At 66.7% G+C, this 21096-nt stretch carries 18 protein-coding genes and 1 other RNA gene; 7 read left to right on the top strand and 12 right to left on the bottom strand.

Annotation, left to right across the window (positions count from 1 at the left end; translation table 11 throughout):
* Window position 1: 1 nt before the first annotated feature.
* From recR to ACO07I_RS06875, 8 genes are all read right to left on the bottom strand, one after another.
* On the bottom strand, window positions 2–595 hold the full coding sequence (recR, locus tag ACO07I_RS06910) for a recombination mediator RecR (protein WP_422015649.1): 594 nt from the start codon (window positions 593–595) through the stop codon (window positions 2–4).
* A gap of 13 nt (window positions 596–608) precedes the next feature.
* Window positions 609–938 carry a YbaB/EbfC family nucleoid-associated protein gene (locus ACO07I_RS06905; RefSeq protein WP_422015647.1) on the bottom strand — a complete coding sequence of 110 codons (330 nt, stop codon included), beginning with the start codon at window positions 936–938 and terminating at the stop codon, window positions 609–611.
* Window positions 939–2693 carry a DNA polymerase III subunit gamma/tau gene (locus ACO07I_RS06900; RefSeq protein ID WP_422015645.1) on the bottom strand — a complete coding sequence of 585 codons (1755 nt, stop codon included), beginning with the start codon at window positions 2691–2693 and terminating at the stop codon, window positions 939–941.
* A 97-nt stretch (window positions 2694–2790) separates the two neighbouring features.
* Window positions 2791–2885: signal recognition particle sRNA small type (gene ffs, locus ACO07I_RS06895), an RNA gene on the bottom strand.
* Window positions 2886–3018: 133 nt separating this feature from the next.
* Entirely contained in the window at window positions 3019–3468 is a 450-nt protein-coding gene (locus tag ACO07I_RS06890) for a copper chaperone PCu(A)C (protein ID WP_422015643.1), read from the bottom strand.
* Window positions 3469–3488: 20 nt separating this feature from the next.
* A complete protein-coding gene (locus tag ACO07I_RS06885) occupies window positions 3489–4220 on the bottom strand; it encodes an SDR family NAD(P)-dependent oxidoreductase (protein WP_422015641.1) in 732 nt (243 codons plus the stop codon).
* A 61-nt stretch (window positions 4221–4281) separates the two neighbouring features.
* Window positions 4282–6072 carry a hydantoinase B/oxoprolinase family protein gene (locus ACO07I_RS06880; protein WP_422015639.1) on the bottom strand — a complete coding sequence of 597 codons (1791 nt, stop codon included), beginning with the start codon at window positions 6070–6072 and terminating at the stop codon, window positions 4282–4284.
* A gap of 106 nt (window positions 6073–6178) precedes the next feature.
* Window positions 6179–8257: a hydantoinase/oxoprolinase family protein gene (locus ACO07I_RS06875; protein ID WP_422015637.1), complete on the bottom strand. Its 2079-nt coding sequence runs from the start codon at window positions 8255–8257 to the stop codon at window positions 6179–6181.
* 123 nt (window positions 8258–8380) lie between these two features.
* Here ACO07I_RS06875 and ACO07I_RS06870 point away from each other — a divergent pair, with 123 nt between their 5' ends.
* The 6 genes from ACO07I_RS06870 to ACO07I_RS06845 all read left to right on the top strand — a co-directional run bounded on the left by ACO07I_RS06870 (window position 8381) and on the right by ACO07I_RS06845 (window position 14820).
* The gene (locus tag ACO07I_RS06870) at window positions 8381–9403 is read left to right on the top strand and encodes an ABC transporter ATP-binding protein (protein ID WP_422015635.1); all 1023 of its coding nucleotides are present in this window, start codon (window positions 8381–8383) and stop codon (window positions 9401–9403) included.
* Between the two features lie 46 nt (window positions 9404–9449).
* A complete protein-coding gene (locus ACO07I_RS06865; RefSeq protein WP_422015633.1) occupies window positions 9450–10739 on the top strand; it encodes an ABC transporter substrate-binding protein in 1290 nt (429 codons plus the stop codon).
* Window positions 10740–10833: 94 nt separating this feature from the next.
* Window positions 10834–11688 carry an ABC transporter permease gene (locus ACO07I_RS06860; RefSeq protein ID WP_422015631.1) on the top strand — a complete coding sequence of 285 codons (855 nt, stop codon included), beginning with the start codon at window positions 10834–10836 and terminating at the stop codon, window positions 11686–11688.
* A 1-nt stretch (window position 11689) separates the two neighbouring features.
* Window positions 11690–12532, top strand: coding sequence for an ABC transporter permease (locus ACO07I_RS06855; RefSeq protein ID WP_422015629.1), 843 nt, complete (start codon window positions 11690–11692; stop codon window positions 12530–12532).
* A 1-nt stretch (window position 12533) separates the two neighbouring features.
* Entirely contained in the window at window positions 12534–13607 is a 1074-nt protein-coding gene (locus tag ACO07I_RS06850) for a ring-opening amidohydrolase (protein ID WP_422015627.1), read from the top strand.
* Window positions 13608–13629: 22 nt separating this feature from the next.
* Window positions 13630–14820, top strand: coding sequence for an aminotransferase class V-fold PLP-dependent enzyme (locus tag ACO07I_RS06845; RefSeq protein WP_422015625.1), 1191 nt, complete (start codon window positions 13630–13632; stop codon window positions 14818–14820).
* Here ACO07I_RS06845 and ACO07I_RS06840 read toward each other — a convergent pair.
* From ACO07I_RS06840 to ACO07I_RS06825, 4 genes are all read right to left on the bottom strand, one after another.
* Window positions 14802–15911 carry an ABC transporter ATP-binding protein gene (locus tag ACO07I_RS06840; RefSeq protein ID WP_422015623.1) on the bottom strand — a complete coding sequence of 370 codons (1110 nt, stop codon included), beginning with the start codon at window positions 15909–15911 and terminating at the stop codon, window positions 14802–14804. The genes ACO07I_RS06845 and ACO07I_RS06840 overlap by 19 nt on opposite strands.
* Window positions 15908–16936 (bottom strand): extracellular solute-binding protein, encoded by a 1029-nt coding sequence (locus ACO07I_RS06835; RefSeq protein ID WP_422015621.1) that lies wholly within the window; start codon window positions 16934–16936, stop codon window positions 15908–15910. Before ACO07I_RS06835 ends, ACO07I_RS06840 begins: the two co-directional genes overlap by 4 nt.
* A gap of 27 nt (window positions 16937–16963) precedes the next feature.
* Window positions 16964–18727 carry an ABC transporter permease gene (locus ACO07I_RS06830; protein WP_422015619.1) on the bottom strand — a complete coding sequence of 588 codons (1764 nt, stop codon included), beginning with the start codon at window positions 18725–18727 and terminating at the stop codon, window positions 16964–16966.
* A 138-nt stretch (window positions 18728–18865) separates the two neighbouring features.
* Entirely contained in the window at window positions 18866–20155 is a 1290-nt protein-coding gene (locus ACO07I_RS06825; protein ID WP_422015617.1) for a hypothetical protein, read from the bottom strand.
* A 45-nt stretch (window positions 20156–20200) separates the two neighbouring features.
* On the opposite strand from ACO07I_RS06825, the gene ACO07I_RS06820 reads away from it, so the two are divergent.
* Window positions 20201–21091: a polysaccharide deacetylase family protein gene (locus ACO07I_RS06820; protein WP_422015615.1), complete on the top strand. Its 891-nt coding sequence runs from the start codon at window positions 20201–20203 to the stop codon at window positions 21089–21091.
* Window positions 21092–21096 lie beyond the last annotated feature (5 nt).

Below are 21096 nucleotides of genomic sequence, written 5' to 3'. Positions count from 1 at the left end.
CCTACAGGGCGCGCCGCGCCTTGAAGGCGGTGGCGAGCGTGCCGTCGTCGAGCCAGTCGAGCTCCCCGCCCACGGGCACGCCATGCGCCAGGCGTGTCAGCGGCACGTCGTGCTCGGCCAGCCGCTCGGCAAGGTAGTGCGCCGTCGTCTGCCCGTCGACGGTCGCGTTGGTGGCCATGATCACCTCGCGGATGCCGCCGGCGGAGACGCGCGTCACCAGGCTGCCGATGTTGAGCTCTTCCGGGCCGATCCCGTCCAGCGCCGACAGCGAGCCGCCCAGAACGTGATAACGACCGGAAAAGATGCGGCCGCGCTCCATCGCCCAGAGGTCGCCGACATCCTCGACGACGCAGATCAGGCCGGCATCGCGCCGGTGATCCGAACAGATGGAGCAGGGATCGATCGTATCGAGATTGCCGCAGATGCTGCAGGCTCGGACGGCGCGCGCCGCATCAGCCAGCGCGGCGCCCAACGGCTGCATCAGCGTCTCGCGCTTCTTCAGCAGATGCAGCGCCGCGCGGCGTGCCGAACGCGGGCCCAGGCCCGGCAGACGGCCGAGGAGCTGGATGAGCCGCTCGATCTCCGGGCCGTTCATCGCCGCCTTTTCATCAGAGCTTGAAGCCCGGCGGCAGCGGCAGGCCGCCGGTGATACCGCGCATCTGCTCCTGCACGGTCTGCTCGACCTTGGCGCGCGCATCGTTGGCGGCGGCCACAATCAGGTCCTCGACCACGCCCTTGTCCTCGGGCTTGAACAGCGAGGCGTCGATGTCGATCCTGCGGGTCTCGTTCTTGCCGTTGACCGTGAATTTCACCAAGCCGGCGCCCGATGTGCCCACGATCTCCAGGCGCTCCAGCGCCGCCTGCAGGTCCTGCATCTTCTGCTGCATCTGCTGGGCCTGCTGCATCAGGCCGCCCAGGTCCTTGAGTTTGTCGAACATTCAGAACTCGCTTTCCGGGATGTCGTCGTCTGCCGGGTATTCCTCGGCGGGGGGCGGCTCGTCGCTGACGAACTCGCCCATCATGGAAGTCTGTTCGCCCTTGCGCTTAACCGCCTCGAGCTTCGCGCCGGGGAATGTCTTGAGTATGGCCATCACCAGCTCGTTGCTTTCGGCGGAGCTGCGCAGGTCGTCGGCCTTGGCCGCTTTCTGCTGGATGAGGGTCGGTTTGCCCTCGGCGCTCGACACCGAGGCGATCCAGCGGCGCCCGGTCCACTGGCCCAGCAGCTCGCTGAGGCGGGGGGCGAGGTCGGCCGGCGCCTTGGGCTCGGGGCGGAACTCGATCAGGCCGGGCTCGCAACGCACCTCGTGCACGTGATGCATCAGGCTGTGCACCATGCGCGGCTCGCGGCGGCTCTCGAACAAGGCCACGACCTCCGCGAAGCTGCGCGGGGCCGGCATCGTCTGGGCGGGCTGGGCAGCCACCGCGGAAACCGGCTGGGTCGCGAGACGCGCCGCCGCGCCGCCGCCGCCGCCATTGCCTCTCGGCATTGCCGGCGCCGCGGTCCCTGCCGGAACGCCGCCGCCATTCTGCAGCATCTTGATCGCTTCGCCGGGAGAGGGGAGGTCGGCGACATAGCAGAGCCGGATCAGCGCCATCTCGGCCGCGCGCAGTGGCGAGGGCGCGGCGAGCGTCTCCTGCAGCCCCTTCAGCAGCAGCGTCCAGGCCCGCGTGAGCGAGGCCATGGAAAGTTTGCCCGCCATCCCCAGTCCCTGGGCGCGTTCGCTGTCCGCCATCGCGGCAGCGGCGTCCGGTGCCACCTTGAGGCGGGTCACCCAGTGCGTGAGCTCCAGCAGATCCTGCAGCACGACCACGGGGTCGGCACCGGAATCGTGCATCTCGCCGAGCGCCGCGACCATGCCCGGCGCATCGCCGCGCATCGTTTTTTCGAAGAGCTCGAGCACCCGGCTGCGGTCGGCCAAGCCCAGCATGTCGCGGACCTGAGCGGCATCCACCACGCCACCGCCATGGGCGATTGCCTGATCGAGCATCGACAGACCGTCGCGCACCGATCCGTCGGCGGCGCGGGCCAGCAGCGTCAGGGCCTCGGGCGAAATTTCGACCTTCTCGGCCTGCGCGATCTTGCTGAAATGGTCGACCAGCGTCTCGAGCGGCACCCGCTTCAAATCGAAACGCTGGCAGCGCGACAGCACCGTCACCGGGACCTTGCGGATCTCGGTGGTAGCGAACAGGAACTTCACGTGCGGCGGCGGCTCTTCCAGCGTCTTCAGCAACGCATTGAAGGCCTTCTCCGATAGCATGTGCACTTCGTCGATGATGTAGACCTTGTAGCGCGCCGACACCGGGCGATAGCGTACGCCCTCGATCAGCTCGCGCACGTCGTCGATGCCGGTGCGCGAGGCCGCGTCCATCTCGATCACGTCGACATGGCGGTCCTCGGTGATGGCCTTGCAGTTGTCGCAGACGCCACAGGGATCGACCGTGGGACCGCCCGTTCCGTCGGGACCAACGCAGTTCAGGGCGCGGGCGATGATCCGGGCGGTCGTGGTCTTGCCGACGCCGCGCACGCCGGTGAGCATGAACGCATGGGCGATGCGGCCTGTGGCGATGGCATTGCGCAGGGTGCGCACCATCGCTTCCTGGCCGACCAGAGTCGTGAAATCGACCGGGCGGTATTTACGGGCGAGGACGCGGTAGGGTGTTGCCGGGTCCGAGCCCGGGGTGGCCTCAGCCATGGCGATCACCCGTCAATCTGCGCCGTGGCCCTCTTAAGGCCCGGCGGTCGTCGCGCCCGGGCCGCCCGCCCTCCGCGGCGGCGCGCGCAGGGGAACGGGTGAGAGACCGGCATGACCCGAAGCGAATTCGTTACGGCTGCTTCCTTCCGGATCTGACCGGGTTGGCGACTGCTCCGCCCACACCGGCCCCTCGAGGGAGTTATATCAGGAGTCCGGGCGCCCGGCGCAAGGGCCGAGTGAAGTCCTTGTGAACGACCTTCAAAAGACTCCACAAGATATTGATATGGAAAGTTTAAATGTGGCGGCCGTCGAGAGGGCAGCTCGACTACGACGAGCTGAGGGTGGCCTTTCCCACGGCACCGGGCGCTTCCCCGGAAAAATCAACGGTGACGGTGCCAGCCTTTTCGAAGACCAGGGTGACCGGCAGTTTGCTGCCGACAGTGAGGGGCGAGGCGAGGCCGCGCATCAGAAGGTGATAGCCGCGCGGCTTGAGGATCTGCTGGTTGGCCGGCGGAATGACGAGGCCAGCCTCCATCGGCCGCATCTCCAGCACCGGGCCCTTGACTCGGATGGCGTGGATTTCGACGGACCCGGCGGCAGGACAGTCAGCGGAAACGAGCCGGTCCGATTCGCCATCGTTGACGACGGTCATATAGCCGCCGGCGACATCCGGCTCGGATGAGGACGAGCGAGCCCAGGGCTTGACGATCTGTAACGGGCCGAGGGTGGCGGCCGGCACTTCCTTCGGCTCAGAACGACGAAGCCACTTCAGCAAACCCACCCTCCATCGCGCCGTCAGTGCGCAAAATAGTGCATGCCGCCATCGACCGGGATGACCGCGCCCGTGATGTAGCGCGCCGCCGGAGAGGCGAGAAAGGCGACGAGATGTGCCACATCCTCCGGCTCGCCGAAATAGCCGATGGGGATGTTTCGCTCGATGAAGCTGCGGCGCGCCTCCTCGGTCGGGTGGAGTTTCTGCAGGATCTGCTCGCTGTTGATGCGGCCCGGCTGAATGGTGTTCACTGTCACGCCGTCGGGGGCGACGTCGCACGACAGGCCTTTTGCCCACAGATGCAGGGCGGCCTTGGCGGCGATGGCGGCATTCAGACCGCGGGGCTCCATGGAGCCGCTGATATTGACGATCCGGCCCCATTGGCGCGCCCGCATGGCCGGCAGCAGGGCTTTGGTCAGCAGCCGCGCCGCCGTGAAGTTGAGCGCGAAGGCCTCCTCCCAGACGTCCTCGCCGGCATCCGGTCCGGTCGGCCGCGAGCCGCCGGCACAGTTCACCAGAACGTCGATGGGCCCCAGCACCTCGCCGGCCTCGGCGGCAATGCGGGCGAGATCGCCCGGGTCCGTGACGTCGCCCGCGATGGCGGTCACACCGTCGAGCCGCTCGATCCTCTCGGCTCGCCGCGCCGTCGCGACGACCCGCGCGCCTTGTCGTGCCAGGAGCCTGACGACACCGGCGCCGATGCCAGAGCTGGCGCCGGACACGAGGCAGCTCCGGTCCTTGACCTGATAGTCCATCGCGTCTTGATGGAGGAGAACGCGGGGGCTGCCAAGAGGCGGTCGCGAGCGGCGAGGGCCTTCAGCCGCCGCGCGCCTTCCGTGTCGCCTCAAGGTCGACGACACCCTTGGGCGAGATCACGACGCCATAGTCTCGAAGCGCCGTTTCGACCGATATCACCCCGTCGAGCACGTCGTCGGCGACATCCGCCGGATCGCGCTCCAGCGGATTGCCGTATCCGCCGCCGGCCGGGCCGTAGCAGACGAAGCGGCCATCCTTGCCGATGTGCATGTACGGTACCTTCGACGGCAGGGCGCGGTCGGGCTGGCCGGGGACCATCAGGTCGAGCTTGGCCGGCATGCCCTCGCGGCCGCCCAGGAATCCCCAGGGCCGGTAGCGATGGCCTTCGCCTTCGACCGACGCGCCGCCGTCGCCGAGAAACGTGAACTCGCGGACCGAGCCCAGGCCGCCGCGCCACTTGCCGGCGCCCGCCACGTCTTCGCGCAATTCGTAGCGCAGCACGCGCAGCGGCAGATGGGTCTCGATGTCCTCGATCGGGTTGTTGCGCGTGTTGGCATAGAGCGTGTCGACGGCGTCCATGCCGTCCTTGCCCAGCCGCCCGCCATAAGAACCTTCGAAGATCTCCATGTGCACCCAGTGCGTCTCGTCCTTGAGGCCGGAGAATGCGATGACCTTGAGATTGCCGATGCCGGCCGAGACGTTGCCCGGCATCGCCTGCGAGAGCGCCTTCATCACCGTGTCGGCCAGCTGATTACCGGGGCAGAAGCGCGCGATCGTCGGTGCGGGGAAGGTCGGGTTGGCCAGGCAGCCCTTGGGTGCCACGATGGTGATTGGCCGGATGAGGCCCGCGTTGACCGGGATATGACCGTGGATCTCGGTGTCGAGCAGCACCGAGCGGATGGTGAGCCAGATCGCGATGTCGGCGGTGCCTTCGAGCGGCATGTTGATGGGCCGGTCGGGCACCTGCGGCGCCGTTCCGGTGAGGTCGACCACCAGCTGCTCGTCCTTCTTGGTGATGGTGACGACGAGCGGCAGTTCCTTCTTGGTCGGATCGTCGCTGTCGAGATAGCCGTCAATCGCCGTCTCGGCGCGATAGACGCCGTCGGGCAGTTTGGCGATCGCCTGCCGCATCAGCCGTTCGGCATGATCCATCAGCGCGCCGCAGGCCTGCTCGAACGTCTCCAGCCCGTAGCGCTCGACCAGTTCGACCATTCGCTCCGCGCCGATGCGGGCCGCGGCCACCTGGGCATCCATGTCGCCGACCACGAGGTCGGAGGCACGGATATTGTCGCGCACGATCTGCCACACCGCGTCGTTCCGGACGCCGCGGTCGTAGACCTTGATGGCCTTGAACTGCAGGCCCTCGGCATAGGCGTCGATCGCCTCGACGATCCCGCAGGAGCCGGGCGACAGCGCGCCGATGTCGAGATGGTGCGCCGTGGTCGCGGCAAAGGCGATCAGGCGGCCCTGCACGAAGACCGGCACGATGAAGGCCACGTCGGGGCCGTGGCTCGCACCGGAATAGGCGTCGTTGTGCATGATGACGTCGCCCGGCCGGATGACTTCGCCGCGTGCGGACAGGATGCGCTGGATGCCGCGCACATAGCCCGGGATCGGGCCGGACTGCAGCGGCGTCGACTGGGCCGATTCGGCGAGGCCGCGGCCGTCCGCATCGACAAGGGCCGCCCCGAAATCCTCCGACTCGCGGATGATCGAGGAGTAGCTCATGCGCATCAGCTTGTAGCCCATCTCGACCGCGATGTTCTCGAGCGCCCCCTGGATCACGCTGCTGGTGATCGGGTCGATGCGGTCGGGCTTGGTCGCGGGCTGGCGGGCGGTGGCGTTGGTCATGCGGCACTCCTCTGCTGGGAGCGCGCCACTCCAGTGGCGCTCTTGCTCTTTATCCGCAAAGTTATGGGCGCCACTGGAGTGGCGCGCTCCCAGCGAAGAGGGGCGTTCATTGGCGAACCTCCTTGCGGATCATGAGATTGCCGGCTGTATCGGCTTCGAAGCTGAAATGGGGCGGCACGACAGTCGTGGTGTCCATCTGGAGCACGATGGCCGGGCCGGGGATGCGCTGACCGACCGGCAGCAGGTCGCGGCGGTAGAAGGTCGTCGGGTAGTCGGCGAGCTTGCCGTCGACGCGGAAGGTGCCGTTGCCGGAGCGCACCGTCGCCGCGGCGAGCGAGCGGGCGCCATCTGGCACGGGCTTCGCGATCGTCGCGGCGCTGGCGGCACCAACGAGGCGCAGGTTCACGATCTCGATCGCGGACTGGGCGAAGTGATGGCCGTACTCGCGTTTGTGGACTTCGTGAAAGGCCTCGAAGGCTAGGGCGAGGGCGGCCTCGTCCAGGACGCCATCCGGGAAGGTGACCTTGAGTTCGTAGCCCTGGCCGACGTAACGCAGGTCGCCGCGGCGCTCGAACGTCACCTTGGCGAGATCGATGCCGTCGGCGGTGAAGCGTCCGGCCAGTTCCTTGGCCATCGCGGCGAAGTCGGCGTTGATGCGGGCAAGATCGGCGGCACCCGACACCTGGAACGAGGTGCGGATCGCATCATAGCGCAGGTCGCTGATCAGCAGGCCGACCGCCGAGGTGATGCCGGGATGCGGCGGCACGATCACTTCCGTGACGCCCAGCATGTCGGCTACTTCCGCGCCGTGCAGGGGACCCGCGCCGCCAAACGCCACCAGCGTGTAGTTGCGAGGATCGATGCCCTTTTGGACGGTGCGCGAGCGGATGGCGTTGGCCATGTTGGCGTTGATGAGGGTGATCACGCCTTCGGCTGCTTCGCGGTCGGAAAGGCCGAGCTCGCGTGCCAGTTCGCCGATCACCCGACGGGCCGCGACCTCGTCGAGCGCCATGCCGCCGCCCAGGAAGTTGCCGCCGTCGAGCCGTCCCAGGACGACGTTGGCGTCGGTCACCGTGGCCCGCGTGCCGCCGCGACCGTAGGCGGCGGGGCCGGGCACCGCGCCGGCCGAGCGGGGGCCCACCTTGAAGGCGCCGGCCTGGTCGACGAAGGCGATCGAGCCGCCTCCGGCGCCGATCGTGTGCACGTCGATCATCGGCACCAGCACGGGAAAGCCCGCGATCCAGGTGTCGCGCGCCGTGGCCTCGCCGAAGCCGCCTTCCGTCACGATGCCGATGTCGGCCGAGGTGCCGCCGACGTCGAAGGTGATGAGGTTGCGCTTCTCGGAGAGCGCGCCCGCCCAGTCGCCGCCGATCACGCCAGCGGCGGGACCTGAGAGGAGGGTGAGCACCGGCCGCTCGGCGACCATGCCGGGCGTAGCGACGCCGCCGTTGGACGCCATGATGCGCAGGTCGGCCCTGAATCCTGAAGCCTCGATCTCCGATTCGAGGCGGGTCACGTAGTTGCGCACCTTCGGGCCCACGAAGGCGTTCATGGCCGTAGTCGTGAAGCGCTCGAATTCGCGGAACTGCGGCGACACCGACGAGGAGGTCGTGGCGAAGCACTCCGGATATTCCTCGCGCACGATCTCCAGGGCGCGCGCCTCGTGCGCGGCATCGAGATAGGAGAAGAGGAAGCAGATCGCGATTGCCTCGACTCCCGCCTCCTTCAGCTCGCGCGCGGCCTGGCGCACACCCTCCTCGTCGAGCGGCTCCAGCACCTCGCCACGCGGCGGTATCAGCCGCTCCGTCACGGTCTTGCGATGGCGCCGCTTTACCAGCGGCCGGTCCTGCCAGGGAATATCCTGCATGATCGAGTAGTGCTGCGGTCGCTGGTGGCGGCCGATATGCAGGATGTCGCGATAGCCGCCGGTCGTGATCATGCCGGTGACGGCGCCGTCATGCTCGAGGATCGCATTGGTCGCGATGGTCGTGCCGTGGAAGACCGTGTCGATCGTCTCGCGCGGGATCGAGTACTTGTCGCAGAGTGCCATCAGCCCGTGCACGACGCCGCGGGACGGGTCGTCCGGTGTGGTCGAGACCTTGTGCACGGCGGTCCGGCCGGCGTCGGTGTCGGCATAGACCAGGTCCGTGAAGGTGCCGCCGACGTCCACGCCGATCAATCTCATCATCGCCTCCCTGAGCGTCGCCTTGACCCGGAGCGAGCAAGGACCGCGCCAACGGCTTCCCGTGCGTGCCTCTATCCCCAGGCAATTTTACAGCGCTGGCATACGGCTTGCTTCCACGCTGGCATGGCCAAGCAGCCTGACATCGAACTCGTTTCCCTGACCAAGCGCTACGGCGACACAGTGGCGGTCGATTCGATCGGCCTGCGCATCCCCGCCGGCTCCTATTGCTGCCTCCTGGGCCCCAGCGGCTGCGGCAAGACGACGACCCTGCGCATGATCGCGGGGCACGAGGAGGCCTCCGAGGGCGACATCATTCTCGGCAGCGAGAACATCACGGACCTACCGCCGGCGGCGCGCGGCACGGCGATGATGTTCCAGAGCTACGCGCTCTTTCCCCATCTCGATTGCACCGACAATGTGGCGTTCAGCCTCAAGATGCGGGGCATCGATAAGGACACCCGTCGGGCGCGGGCCCTGGATATGCTGAAACGGGTCCACATGGATGCCTATGCCGGCCGGCTGCCGGCACAGCTCTCGGGCGGGCAGCAGCAGAGGGTGGCTCTGGCGCGCGCGCTGATCACCGATCCGCAGGTCCTGCTGCTCGACGAGCCCTTGTCGGCGCTCGATCCCTTCCTGCGCATCCGCATGCGCGAGGAACTGAAAAGCCTTCAAACGCGGCTGGGCATCAGCTTCATCCACGTGACGCACAGCCAGGACGAGGCGATGGCGCTGGCCGATCTCGTCGTGGTGATGAACGGCGGCCGGATCGAGCAGGCGGCGCCGCCCCGCGAGGTCTTCAACCGCCCGGCTTCCGCCTTCGTCGCCAAGTTCATCGGTGGCCACAACGTGCTGCCCGCGGCCGTCGCGCGTGCCGAGGCAGGCGAGGGACCGTTCGTCGCCATTCGCGCGGATCGGATGTCGGTGCAGCCCGGCACGTCGGGCGATGCCGGCGTCACCTCCCTGCAAGGCGTCGCGCGCTCTGTCGAATATCTCGGATCGACCGTCCAGGTCGGCATCGACGTCACCGGTCTGGAAACGCTGTCGGCGACCCTGTCGGAGGCGCGCTTCGACGCGTCGCCGGTACGGCCCGGCGAGCCCGTCACTCTGTCGTGGAAGCCCGAGGACGTTCACGTCCTTGGCCGTTGAAGGGGAGGCGGCCCCGCGCCGTCGCTGTTGCAGGAGGGAAGACGAGATGGCTCGGAAATCGAATGGCGGCATCGGCCGTCGCAGGATGCTCAAGGGCGCGGCCGGCATTGCGGGCGCAGCCATCGGCAGCGGCGCGGTCACCGGATTCCCGGTGATCTGGGCGCAGAACAACAAGAACATCGTGCTGCGCCAGTGCGGCACCGGCGTGTCGGCGATCAACGAGATCGCCGAGAAGTGCAAGGCCGACCTCGGCATCACGCTGCAGATGACGGCGCTCGATTCGGATGCAGTGGTGCAGCGCGTCGTGACGCAGCCCAACTCCTTCGACATCGGCGACATCGAATACTGGATGATCAAGAAGGTCTTCGGCGCCAACACGCTGCAGGCAATGGACGTCAAGAAGATCAAGCTGTTCGACAAGATCGTGCCGATCTTCACCACCGGCAAGCTGAAGCCCGACAGCGTGATCGCCCAGGGCACGGCGCCCAGCACGGTGAGCTTCGTCGAGGGCGCGGGCTCGACCAAGTTCGCCAAGGGCCAGACCCAATGGTTCACGATCGTGCCCACGATCTACAACGCCGACACGCTCGGTATCCGGCCCGACTTGGTCGGCCGCAAGATCGATTCCTGGAAGGACATCCTCGATCCGAAGTTCAAGGGCAAGACGTCGATCCTGAACATTCCGTCGATCGGCATCATGGACGCCGCGATGATCTGCGAGGCCGCCGGCATCGTGAAGTACGGCGACAAGGGCAACATGACCAAGGCGGAGATCGACAAGACGATCGATTTCCTGATCAAGACGAAGAAGGAGGGGCAGTTCCGTGCCTTCTGGAAGACCTTCGACGAATCGGTGAACCTGATGACCTCGGGCGAGGTCGTGATCCAGTCCATGTGGTCGCCGGCGGTCTCCGCAGTACGCGGCAAGGGCGTGCCCTGCACCTACCAACCCCTCAAGGAAGGTTATCGCGCCTGGGGCGGTGGCCTGGCCCTCGCCAAGCATCTGCAAGGCGCGCAACTCGACGCGGCCTACGATTACATCAACTGGTACCTGTCTGGCTGGGTCGGCGCCTTCCTCAACCGCCAGGGCTACTACTCGGCGGTCCTGGAGACGGCCAAGGCCAACATGACCGCCGATGAGTGGGGCTTCTGGATGGAAGGCAAGCCGGCCCAGGGCGACATCAAGAACCCGCAGGGCCAGATCGTCGAGAAGGCAGGCGCGGTACGCGACGGCGGCTCGTTCTATGACCGCATGGGCGCCGTCGCCTGCTGGAACGCGGTGATGGATGAGGACCGTTACATGGTCCAGAAGTGGAACCAGTTCATCGCGGCCTGATCGTTTCGAATATTGCGTTTAACCCTCTCACCCTGCCTCTCCCCCAACAGGCGCTGCAAACAGCGCCGAAGCGGGGGAGAGGGGGCATGAAAAGATGAACCGCGTAAAGATCTGGGTCACCTACCTGCAGGTCGCGCCGCTCGCGCTGGTGTTCCTGCTGTTCCTCATCGTCCCGATCGCCACGATCGTGGTGGTGAGCTTCTTCGACTACAACACGACCCAGATCATTCCGGCCTTCCTGCTGCAGAACTACGAGGAGCTGCTGCTCTCGCCGGTGACGTGGCGGACCTACCAGCAGACCATCCAGTTCGCGCTCATCACTTGGGCGCTGACCCTGCTGATCGGCTTCACCGTTGCATACTTCGTGGCCTTCCACGTGCGCTCGCCGACCATGCAGACGGTGCTGTTCCTGCTCTGCACCATTCCGTTCTGGACCTCCAATGTCATCCGCATGATCTCCTGGATCCCGTTCCTCGGGCGCCACGGACTCGCGAACACGACGCTCATGAACCTCGGGCTGATCAAGGAGCCGCTGGAGTTCCTGCTCTATTCCGACTTCTCGGTCGTGCTGGCCTATGTCCACCTCTACACGCTGTTCATGGTGGTGCCGATCTTCAACTCGATGATGCGCATCGACCGCAGCCTGCTCGAGGCGGCACGCGACGCCGGTGCGAGCGGCTGGCAGACGCTGGTCAACGTCATCCTGCCGCTGTGCAAGCCGGGCATCGCCATCGGCTCGATCTTCGTCGTCACCATCGTGATGGGCGACTTCGTCACGGTGCGCATGATGAGCGGGGGCCTGAGCGCCTCGGTCGGCCTGATGATGGCGAACGCCATGTCGCTGCTGCAGTATCCCGCCGCGGCGGCGAACGCGGTGATTCTGCTCCTGCTGGTCCTGTTCATCGTCGCGGCCATGATGCGCCTCGTCGACATCCGCAAGGAGCTGTGACGTGCAACACGGCAAACGCGGTCCCGCCTTCTGGTTCCTCGGCGCCTTCTTCTGCCTGTTCGTGCTGTTCCTCTACGGACCGACGCTGACAATCCTCATCCTGTCGTTCCAGGGTCCGGGAGGCGGGCTCACCTTCCCGATGAACGGGGTATCGCTGCACTGGTTCAGGAACCTGTTCGAGAAGCAGATGGTGGGCGACTTCGCGGGGTCGTTGCAGCGCTCATTGATCCTCGGTGCCGCCGTCATGCTGGTCACGGTCGTTGCCTCCTTTTCGGCGGGGCTGGCCTTCCGCTCGCGTTTCCGCGGCTCGGGCGTCATCTTCTATCTCGCCATCGCCAGCCTGATCGTGCCCTCGATCCTGATCAGCCTGGGCATTGGGCTGCTTTATCGTGTGCTGGGCTGGGACCCCGCCTGGTACAGCTCGGCCTTCGGCGCGCACCTGACCTGGACCCTGCCGTTCGGCCTGCTGATCATGTTCGCGGTCTTCAACCGTTTCGACCGGCGCTACGAGGAGGCCGCGCGCGACCTCGGCGCCACTTCATGGCAGACGATCCGGCATATCGTCGTGCCGATCCTGCTGCCGAGCCTGATCGGCGTCGGCCTGTTTGGTTTCACGCTCTCCTACGACGAGTTCGCGCGCAGCCTCTACACCGCCGGCACCTTCAACACGCTGCCCCTCGAGATCTACGGCATGACCACCAACGTGACGACGCCCGTCCTTTATGCGCTGGGGACGGTGACCACGGGCGTCTCCTTCCTCGTCATTGCGCTGTCGCTGCTGTCGGTGACGTGGTTGCGCAGCCGTCGGGCGCGGCATGGCAGCGATGCCGGAAAGGCCGCCTGAGATGAGTCGCCAGACAAAGGTGCTGCGCCTGCCGACGGCAGGCCCGCAGGATACGTCCCCGCTCGCCGCCGCCATCGAGGCGGGGGAACTCGACCCCGCGACCATCGTGGCCATCGTCGGCAAGACCGAGGGCAATGGCTGCGTCAACGATTTCACCCGCGGCTATGCCACCTTGGCCCTGAAGCTGGTGCTGGCAGGCGCGCTCGGCTGCCCGCTGTCGGAGATCGAGAAGCGGGTCGCCATCGTGATGTCGGGCGGCACCGAAGGCGGGCTGTCGCCGCACCTGCTAGTCTTCTGTCGCGAAGCCGCGCCGCCGCCGGCCTCAGCCGGGCCACGGCTGGCCATCGGGGTCGGCTTGACGCGGCCCTTCAAGCCCGAGGAGATCGGCCGCGCGGCGCAGATCCAGGAGACGGCGGCGGCCGTGACCTCGGCCATGAAGGATGCCGGCATCACGACGCCGCATGATGTCCACTTCGTGCAGATCAAATGCCCGCTGCTGACCAAGGACCGCATCGAGGAGGCGGCGAAGCGTGGCGCCGCGACCGCCACCGACGACACCTACCATTCGATGGCCCTGTCGCGCGGTGCGTCGGCGCTGGGTGTCGCGCTGGCGCTCGGCGAGGTCAGGGACGCGCCGGAGGAGGCGGTCTGTCGCGACTGGTCGCTCTACTCGCGCGTGGCCAGCACGTCGTCGGGCGTCGAGCTGTTGCGCAACGAGATTGTGGTGTTGGGAAATGCACACGGCTGGTCCGGTGACCTGCTGATCGATCACGACGTGATGCGCGACGCGATCGATGCCGGAGCGGCGCACCGCATCCTGGGGCGGCTCGGGGTGACCGGCGAGGACGTGACGGCGGTGCTGGCCAAGGCGGAAGCGGCGCCGTCGGGCGCGATTCGCGGACGGCGCCACACGATGCTGGACGACAGCGACATCCATTCGACCCGCCACGCCCGCGCGCTGGTGGGCGGTGTGCTGGCCGGCGTGATCGGCGACACGATGCTCTATGTGTCCGGCGGCGCCGAGCACCAGGGCCCGGCTGGCGGCGGGCCGATCGCGATCATTGGGCGGGTCTGAGCGGCTGGGCTAAGCTCGCCGCATGACCCAGGCGGACCCTTACGACCTTCTCGGCGTGCGACGCCGTATCAACGCGGCCGGTGCGCTGACCCGTCTCGGTGGCGCGGTGATGGCGCCCGAGGTCGTGGCCGCGATGGCCGCTGCATCGCGCGCGTCGGTCGACATCGGTGAACTGCAGGATGCCGCGAGCGATCGCATCGCCGCGGCGACCGGTGCGGAGGCGGGGCTGGTCACGACCGGCGCGGCCGCGGCCCTCACGCTCGCGGCCGCGGCGGCCATTGCGCGCTGGGACATCGCGAAGATGGCGGCACTGCCCCATGCCGGCGCCTTCCCCCACGACATCCTGATCCCGCGCACCCAGCGCACGGGCTATGCTCACGCGCTGGCGGCCTCGGGTGCGCGCCTGATCGATATCGGACACAACGATCGCGGCACGGGCGCCGGCGTGCGCGGGCTGGAAGCCTGGGAGATCGAGGCGGCTCTTTCACCGTCAGTCGTGGCGATGGCCTTCTCGGTCAATTCGACCAGCATCGTCGATCTGCCGACCGCCATTGCGACCTGCCGCGCCAACGGCATTCCCCTGATCGTCGATGCGGCGGCGCAACTTCCGCCCAAGGAGAACCTGCGCCGCTTCATCGACATGGGCGTCGACCTCGTGGCGTTCTCCGGCGGCAAGGCCCTGGGCGGCCCGCAGGCGTCGGGCATCCTCGCCGGGCGCCGCGACCTCGTGGCCTCGGCGCTGCTGCAGCAGCTCGACATGGACGTGGCCCCCGACACCTGGATGCCGCCGCGCCTCGTCGATCGCGCCCGTCTGCGCGGTGTCCCGCATCACGGGATCGGCCGCGGCTTCAAGGCCGGGAAGGAGGAGATCGTGGGCCTGCTCGTGGCGCTGGAGCGCTTCATCGGGGCCGACGATGCAGCCGCCAATGCCGCGCTCCAGACGCGGCTGGAGGCCATCGCGGCGTCTCTGGCGGGCTTGGACGTGACGCTCGTGCCGGCGGCGCAGACCGGACGGGTCCCTGTGCTGGAGATCGCGGTGCCGGACGCGCTCGCCACCAGTGCCAGGCTGCAGAAAGCCGACCCGCCGGTTCATCTGTCGGAGCGGCACGCCGCGCGGGGCGTGCTGACGCTCGATCCGCAGGTCCTGTTGCCCGAGCACGATGCGCCGCTGGCAGCGGCGCTTCGTGCCGTGCTTCAGTCCACCGTCGCCTGACCTTCGTCGCGATAGGCCCAGCAGCTGTCGGGCGGCATGGTGATCGCCACCTCGCCGTCGTTGTGCCGGGCTGCGGTGCCGAGTTCCAGCACCTCGAGCTTGTGGCCCCCGAACTCGACATCGTAGACGGTCTGCATGCCCTGGTAGCGCCGTTCGATGACGCGGCCGGTGAAGCTGTTGGCGGGGCCGCGTTCGCCCAGGCGGATGTTCTCCGCCCGCAATGCCACGCGCGCCTTGTCGCCGACGGCGAGCGGTTGCGGCGTCCATGCCTCGATGCGGCCGGCAGCGCCGAGATCGATGATGGCCTGCTCGCCCTTGCGCTCCAGGACCTTGCCCAGCAGCACGTTCGAGGCGCCGGTGAAGTTGGCGACGAAGGAATCGGCGGGCCTGTTGTAGATCTCGCCCGGCGGGGCCATCTGCAGGAGCTTGCCGTTGCGCATCACGCCGATGCGGTCGCCCAGCACCACGGCCTCGGACTGGTCGTGGGTCACATAGAGGCCGGTCATGCCGGTCATCTTCAGGATTCGGCGCAGCTCGTCCCGCAAGCGGATGCGCAGCTTGGAATCGAGATTGGACAGTGGCTCGTCGAGCAGCAGGAGCTGTGGCCGGTAGACCAGGCTGCGCGCCAGCGCGACGCGCTGCATCTGCCCGCCCGACAGCGACGTCACCGGCCGTTCCGCGTATTCGCCCAGGCCGACCAGCTCAAGCGTCTCGCGGACCTTGCTGTTGATGTCGCCGCTGCCGCTGGTGTTCTTGCGGCGATACTTCAGCGGATAGGCGACGTTCTGGTGCACCGTCATGTGCGGCCATACCGCATAGGACTGGAACACCATGCCGATGTCGCGCTCGCGCGGGCTGACCAGCGTGCCGCGCTCGGGCTCCGAGACGACGCGGCCGCCGATCGAGATGCGGCCGCCGGTCGGATGCTCGAGGCCGGCAACGCAGCGGAGGGTCGTGGTCTTGCCGCAGCCCGAAGGCCCCAGCAACACCACGATCTCGCCCGCCGGCACGTCGAAGTTCACGCCATCGACGGCCGCCTTGCCGGTCCCGAACTTCTTGACCAGATCCTCGACGAGAAGCGCAGCGCTCACTGGCGATACCCGTAGGTCTTGTTCCACTCCTCGATCCAGGTCGCGCGGAGCTTGTCGAATTCCTCGAACTTCGGCACCCAGACCTTTATGACCTTGGGATCCCAGCCCTTCGGGTAAGCCGGCGGCTCCTTGAGGGAGGTGATGTTGCCCAGCTTGTTGATCATGAAGGTCTGACCTTCCTTGGACAGGCGCCAGTTCATGAACAGACGGGCGGCGTTGGGGTTCTTCGACGCCTTGGTGATGCCGTCGGCATAGGGGACGATCGGCACGCCCTCGGGCGCGAAGATGGCCTCGGCCGGGGCGCCTTCGACGATCTTGGTGTAGATGATGTTGTAGAGCAGGGGCGCGATCGAGACTTCGCCGCGTACCACGGCATCGGAGCAGGGCGCGCCCGACGGGTAGAGGGCGATGCCGAGCTCGGCCTGCTTCTTCCAGTAGTCCTCGCCCAGCACCTGACGCTCGAACATGATGCGCGTCCAGGTCGTGCCGCCCGACGGTCCGATCACCTGGCCGATCTGCTTGTTCTTGTATTCGGGCTTGGTGAGATCCATCCAGGTCTTGGGCGGGTTCTTCACGAGCTGGGTGTTGTAGGCGATGGCCCATCCCAGGGTGACGCCCGGCCACAGTTTCGGCGAGACCAGCACGTCGGTGCGGTAGTCGGCGGCGTTCGGCGGCGCGTAGTCCTGGAAGAGGTCGGCGATCTCGAGCATCAGGCCGCGGTCGGAGTGGTTGACCACGTCGGCGCCCAGCTTGTCGGCCGCGGCTTCCGTCTTGATGCGGGTGATCAGCTGGCCACCCGGGGCGCGCACCATGGCGACCTTGATCTTGGGGAAGCGCTTGTTGAACTCCTTGATCACTTCCTGCTGGGTCTCGGCGAAGTCGGCCGTGTACAGCGTGAGGCCGCCTTCCTTTTCGGCGGCGGCGATCAGCTCCTTGGAGCCGAACTGATCCTGCTGGGCGCGGGCGGGAAGGGCGGCCGTTGCCGCGGCGCCGGCCATGCCGGCCAGTATCGTTCTGCGCTTCATCTTCTTTTCCTCCGATTGTTCGAGTTGTTAGCCGGCGCGTCCGGCGCTCTCGGCCGAGCCACGGGAAAGCCAGGTGGTGATACCCAGGAGAACCCCGAGGATCACGGTCTGCACCAGGCTGAAGGCGGCGGTCTTTCCGACGTTTCCGCCCTCGTAGTAGTCGAGCAGCAACACGGCCATGACGGTCGTGTCGCTGGTGTAGAGGAACAGCGACGAGCCCAGTTCGCGCACCGCCAGCACGAACAGCAGCGTCATCGACGCCACGATGCCGGGCCGCGCCAGCGGGACCATGATCGTGGCAATGGTGCTGAGCAGGCCGCGCCCGCAGATCCAGGCGGCCTCCTCGAGTTCCTTGTGGATCTGCATGAAAGACGTCGACAGCGACTTCACCGTATCGGGGATGAAGCGCGCCACGAAGGCCAGCGCCAGGATCCAGATCGTGCCGTAGAGACCACCGGGCAGGCCGATCCAGGCCCAGAGATAGGCGACACCGACGACCAGGCCGGGAATGGCGACCGGGATGGTCGACAGCAGGTCGATCGATTTGCGGCCGGCGACCTGCGTGCGGTTGATCGTGTAGCCGATGGCGAAGGCCAGGACGCCGCCAATGACGGCCGTGATCACGCCGACCTTCATCGTATTCCAGATCGACGTCATGGTCAGTGGATTGTCGAAGATGGAATTGAAGTGAACCCAGCTATAGGCCTTCATGTCGAAGACGGCGTCGAAGTCCTTGAAGAACAGGAACCGGCGGAAGGCGGCGATCACCAGGGCGATCGTGGGCAGCACCACGACGACGAAGAGATAGGCGAGGGCGAGGCTGAAGGTGAGCCAGCGCCACGGCCCGAGGTTCAGGCTGCGCGGGCGGAACGCCTTGCCCGCGACGGTGGCGAAGCTGCGGCCCGACAGCACGCGCTGCTGCGCCCAGACGAGGATGGCGGTCACCATCATCAGCAGGATCGCGACGGCGGCGGCCGTGTTGTAGAGCGGCGGACTCCAGGCGGTCAGCTTGAAGATGTAGGTCGTGAGCACGTTGATATTGGCCGGCGCGCCCAGCGCGGCCGGCACGCCGTAGATGCCGAGCATCACGACGAAGGACAGAAGCGAGCCGGCCAGGATTGCCGGCGCGATCAGCGGAAAGGTGACGGTGAAGAGGGTCGTGAAGGCCGAGGCCCCGGCGACCTCCGAGGCTTCCTCGAGGCTCGGATCCATGTTCCGCAGCGCCGAAGCGGTGAACATGTAGACGTAGGGCGCGTAGTAGAAGCCGAACACCAGGATGAGGCCCGACATCGAATAGAAATCGAAGCGGAAGTCGATCCCGATCCATTTGAGGGCGGTGTTCAGGAGACCGGTCTTGGGCGATCCGAGGATGCTCCAGGCAACACCCGCGACCAGCGGCGGCACGAACAGTGGGATCATGCTGGCGCCGGCGATGAACCCCTTGAACGGGGTATTGGTGCGGACGACGATCCACGAGAAGGCGAGGCCGATCACGACGGCGAGCACGGTGCCGCCGCCGCACGCCACCAGCGCATTGAAGAAGGCCAGGCGCACGTTCTCGTTGCCCAGCACGGCGATGAAGTGCGTCAGCGACGGATTGAACTTCGCGAAACCGTCGATCACTGGGTTGGAATCACTGATCGCGCCGAAGAACAGCATCAGCAGCGGATAGATCACCAGGAAGGTGAGGATGATCAGCAAGGCGCCGACCCAGAGCGGCGCGGCCCACCGCCGCGCGGCAGGCGCGGCGTTCGTGGTCGCAGGCAAAGCGGCAGCACTCGTCGCCGTCAACGCGTTCTTCCTCCCTGTTCGTCCGCATCCTTAAACGGAAGCGGCTTCTTCATTAAGTCTGCGACCGTAGCCCATCCGGACTGGCGACGCTACGCCTTGCTCGTGCGCGGAGTCGTCGCCCGCCGGTGTGCAGTCCCGCTACCGGTCGCCGTTGACGCCGGTGAGAAAGCGCTCGGAGTAGGAGTTCATGATCTGCTGCCAACTCGTCCGGGTGCCGCGGGCCGACCACTCGAAGATCGGCTTCAGGGTCTTCGTCGTGAAGTCTGTCATCGAGCCGAAAGAGCCGGTGATGCCATTGGTGATGATGTTGGCGTTCTTCATGCCGTCCGGATCGGCGGGGGACGCCTTGGCCGCGAAATAGGAGAGATTGTAGTAGCTGTAGCTCGAGCAGCCGAAGAACGCGTAAATCTGATACTGATCCTTGTTCATCCTGATGGGCGCGCCGATCTGCTCGCCCATGTAGGTGAGATCCAGCAAGCCCACGCGGGAGTGTCCCGCATAGAGAAATACCGAGCCGCGCTCCGCGGCCTCCTTGGCCATGCAGAAAAAGGCGATGCTGTCCTCGCCGATGTTGGTGACGCCCCAGAACAGGCGAACGACCAGCGTGCGGCCGCCATCCTTGCGCGTGAATTCCTCGACATGGCCGGGCGAGGCGGCGAGGGACTTCGTGTTCCCGCATTCGCGCTCGCGCTCGGCGGCCGCGACGGTGCGAACCGCGAAGCCCTGACCGAGCAGATACTTGCGGATGTCGCGGTAGTTGCCGGCGTTGTAGTCGGTGTTGCTCTTCTCAGGCGAGAGATTGCCGTTCCTGTCCTCATCGGCACCGAAGGTCAGGACGACGCGAATCTCATTGTTGGCGTTGGCCAGCCGCTCGTAGGCCGGTGCGGTATTGGCGGTGTTGGGACGCTTTGCAAGGATTCTGGCATCCGACGTGGTGTAGTCGATGCCATCGACCAGCGGGCAGCCCTTGTTCAGCGGCGCCCAGAAGTAGGCCATGCGGTACTTCTCACCCCAGCTGAAGCACTTGTCGGTCGATCGGTCCCAAACCTCTTCGAGATTGAGGGGCAGGCGGACCTTCACGGTATCCTGGAGCCCGTTGTCGAGTACGAAGGTGCCGGTGTAGCGGTAGCGAACATAGTGCTTGCCGGTCCTCTCGTCGCGGTGCCGGCCCAGGATGTCGACGTTGGCATCGTTCTTGGCGGCCGCCTTCTTCGGCGCGGCCTGCAGCGGCCCCGCGAGATAGAGGAGCTGCCGGTTGATGTAGGAGGGCAGGAGAATGTAGTCGGGCGTATCCTCCGCAATCTCGACCCTGCTCTCGAAGCTGACTTCGGCTTCGTACGAGTCCTTCGAATAGTAGGCGAAGGCGGGAGCGCCGGTGACGAGAAACAGGCAGCCGGTGAGGGCGGCCGAGAGCAGGCGATCGAGCATGGCGAAACCGTAGCCCTTCGTGGCTTGCGACGTTAGTTTATGGGGATGGAACTGAGAACGCACGACCGGTACGACTACGTCCCCCTGCGGGGCCGCGCCGACTACACCTGGCCGGCAGGCCGACGTCTCGCCGTCTATTTCGCCCTCAATCTCGAGCATTTTTCCTACGGCGAGGGGCTGGGAGCCGAGCTGGCACCGGGTGGTCCACATCCCGACATTCTCAACTATGCATGGCGCGATTATGGCAACCGCGTCGGCGCCTGGTACATGCTCGACGCCTTCGATGCCCTGCGGCTGCCGATGGCGTCCCTGGTCAACAGTGCGATGTACGACTATGCGCCGGAGCTCGTAGCAGCCTGCCGGGCGCGCGGCGACGAGATCGTGGGGCATGGCCGCACCAATGCGGAACGCCAGGGCGTGCTCGCCGAAGCGGACGAACGGGCCCTGATTGCCGAAGCGACGTCGCGTCTCGCAGGCGCGGAGGGACGCGCGCCCGAAGGCTGGCTGGGCCCGTGGATTTCACACAGCCACGTCACACCCGACCTGCTGGCGGAAGCCGGCTATCGCTACCTGCTGGACTGGTGCATGGACGACCAGCCCATCTGGTTGCGTTGCCGTGGCGGCAGGCGCATTCTCGCCATTCCCTATCCCCAGGAAGTAAACGACATTCCGCAGATCGCTGGCCGCAAGATTGGCGGCGACGCCTTCGCCGACATCATCGTCGACCAGTTCGACGAGATGCTGGAATTGTCGCAGGAGCGGCCGCTGGTGATGGGCGTGGCCTTGCATGCCTATCTCGTCGGCCAGCCGCATCGTCTGCGGCATCTCAAGCGCGCGCTGCGTCACATCGCAAAACATCGCGACCGCATCTGGCTCACCACGCCGGGCGCGATCGGCCGGCATTGCGTGTCGCTTCCCGCCGGTATCGTCCCCTAGGAGTC

The sequence above is a fragment of the Reyranella sp. genome (assembly GCF_965227665.1).
Classification (GTDB): domain Bacteria; phylum Pseudomonadota; class Alphaproteobacteria; order Reyranellales; family Reyranellaceae; genus Reyranella.
This window is presented reverse-complemented; position numbering and strand designations above follow the sequence as displayed.

Bases quoted from the DNA above. Each gene is read 5' to 3' on its own strand.
- recR (WP_422015649.1), bottom strand. From the start codon at position 595: ATGAACGGCCCGGAGATCGAGCGGCTCATCCAGCTCCTCGGCCGTCTG.
- ACO07I_RS06905 (WP_422015647.1), bottom strand. From the start codon at position 938: ATGTTCGACAAACTCAAGGACCTGGGCGGCCTGATGCAGCAGGCCCAG.
- ACO07I_RS06900 (WP_422015645.1), bottom strand. From the start codon at position 2,693: ATGGCTGAGGCCACCCCGGGCTCGGACCCGGCAACACCCTACCGCGTC.
- ACO07I_RS06885 (WP_422015641.1), bottom strand. From the start codon at position 4,220: ATGGACTATCAGGTCAAGGACCGGAGCTGCCTCGTGTCCGGCGCCAGC.
- ACO07I_RS06880 (WP_422015639.1), bottom strand. From the start codon at position 6,072: ATGACCAACGCCACCGCCCGCCAGCCCGCGACCAAGCCCGACCGCATC.
- ACO07I_RS06875 (WP_422015637.1), bottom strand. From the start codon at position 8,257: ATGAGATTGATCGGCGTGGACGTCGGCGGCACCTTCACGGACCTGGTC.
- ACO07I_RS06870 (WP_422015635.1), top strand. From the start codon at position 8,381: ATGGCCAAGCAGCCTGACATCGAACTCGTTTCCCTGACCAAGCGCTAC.
- ACO07I_RS06865 (WP_422015633.1), top strand. From the start codon at position 9,450: ATGGCTCGGAAATCGAATGGCGGCATCGGCCGTCGCAGGATGCTCAAG.
- ACO07I_RS06860 (WP_422015631.1), top strand. From the start codon at position 10,834: ATGAACCGCGTAAAGATCTGGGTCACCTACCTGCAGGTCGCGCCGCTC.
- ACO07I_RS06850 (WP_422015627.1), top strand. From the start codon at position 12,534: ATGAGTCGCCAGACAAAGGTGCTGCGCCTGCCGACGGCAGGCCCGCAG.
- ACO07I_RS06845 (WP_422015625.1), top strand. From the start codon at position 13,630: ATGACCCAGGCGGACCCTTACGACCTTCTCGGCGTGCGACGCCGTATC.
- ACO07I_RS06835 (WP_422015621.1), bottom strand. From the start codon at position 16,936: ATGAAGCGCAGAACGATACTGGCCGGCATGGCCGGCGCCGCGGCAACG.
- ACO07I_RS06825 (WP_422015617.1), bottom strand. From the start codon at position 20,155: ATGCTCGATCGCCTGCTCTCGGCCGCCCTCACCGGCTGCCTGTTTCTC.
- ACO07I_RS06820 (WP_422015615.1), top strand. From the start codon at position 20,201: ATGGAACTGAGAACGCACGACCGGTACGACTACGTCCCCCTGCGGGGC.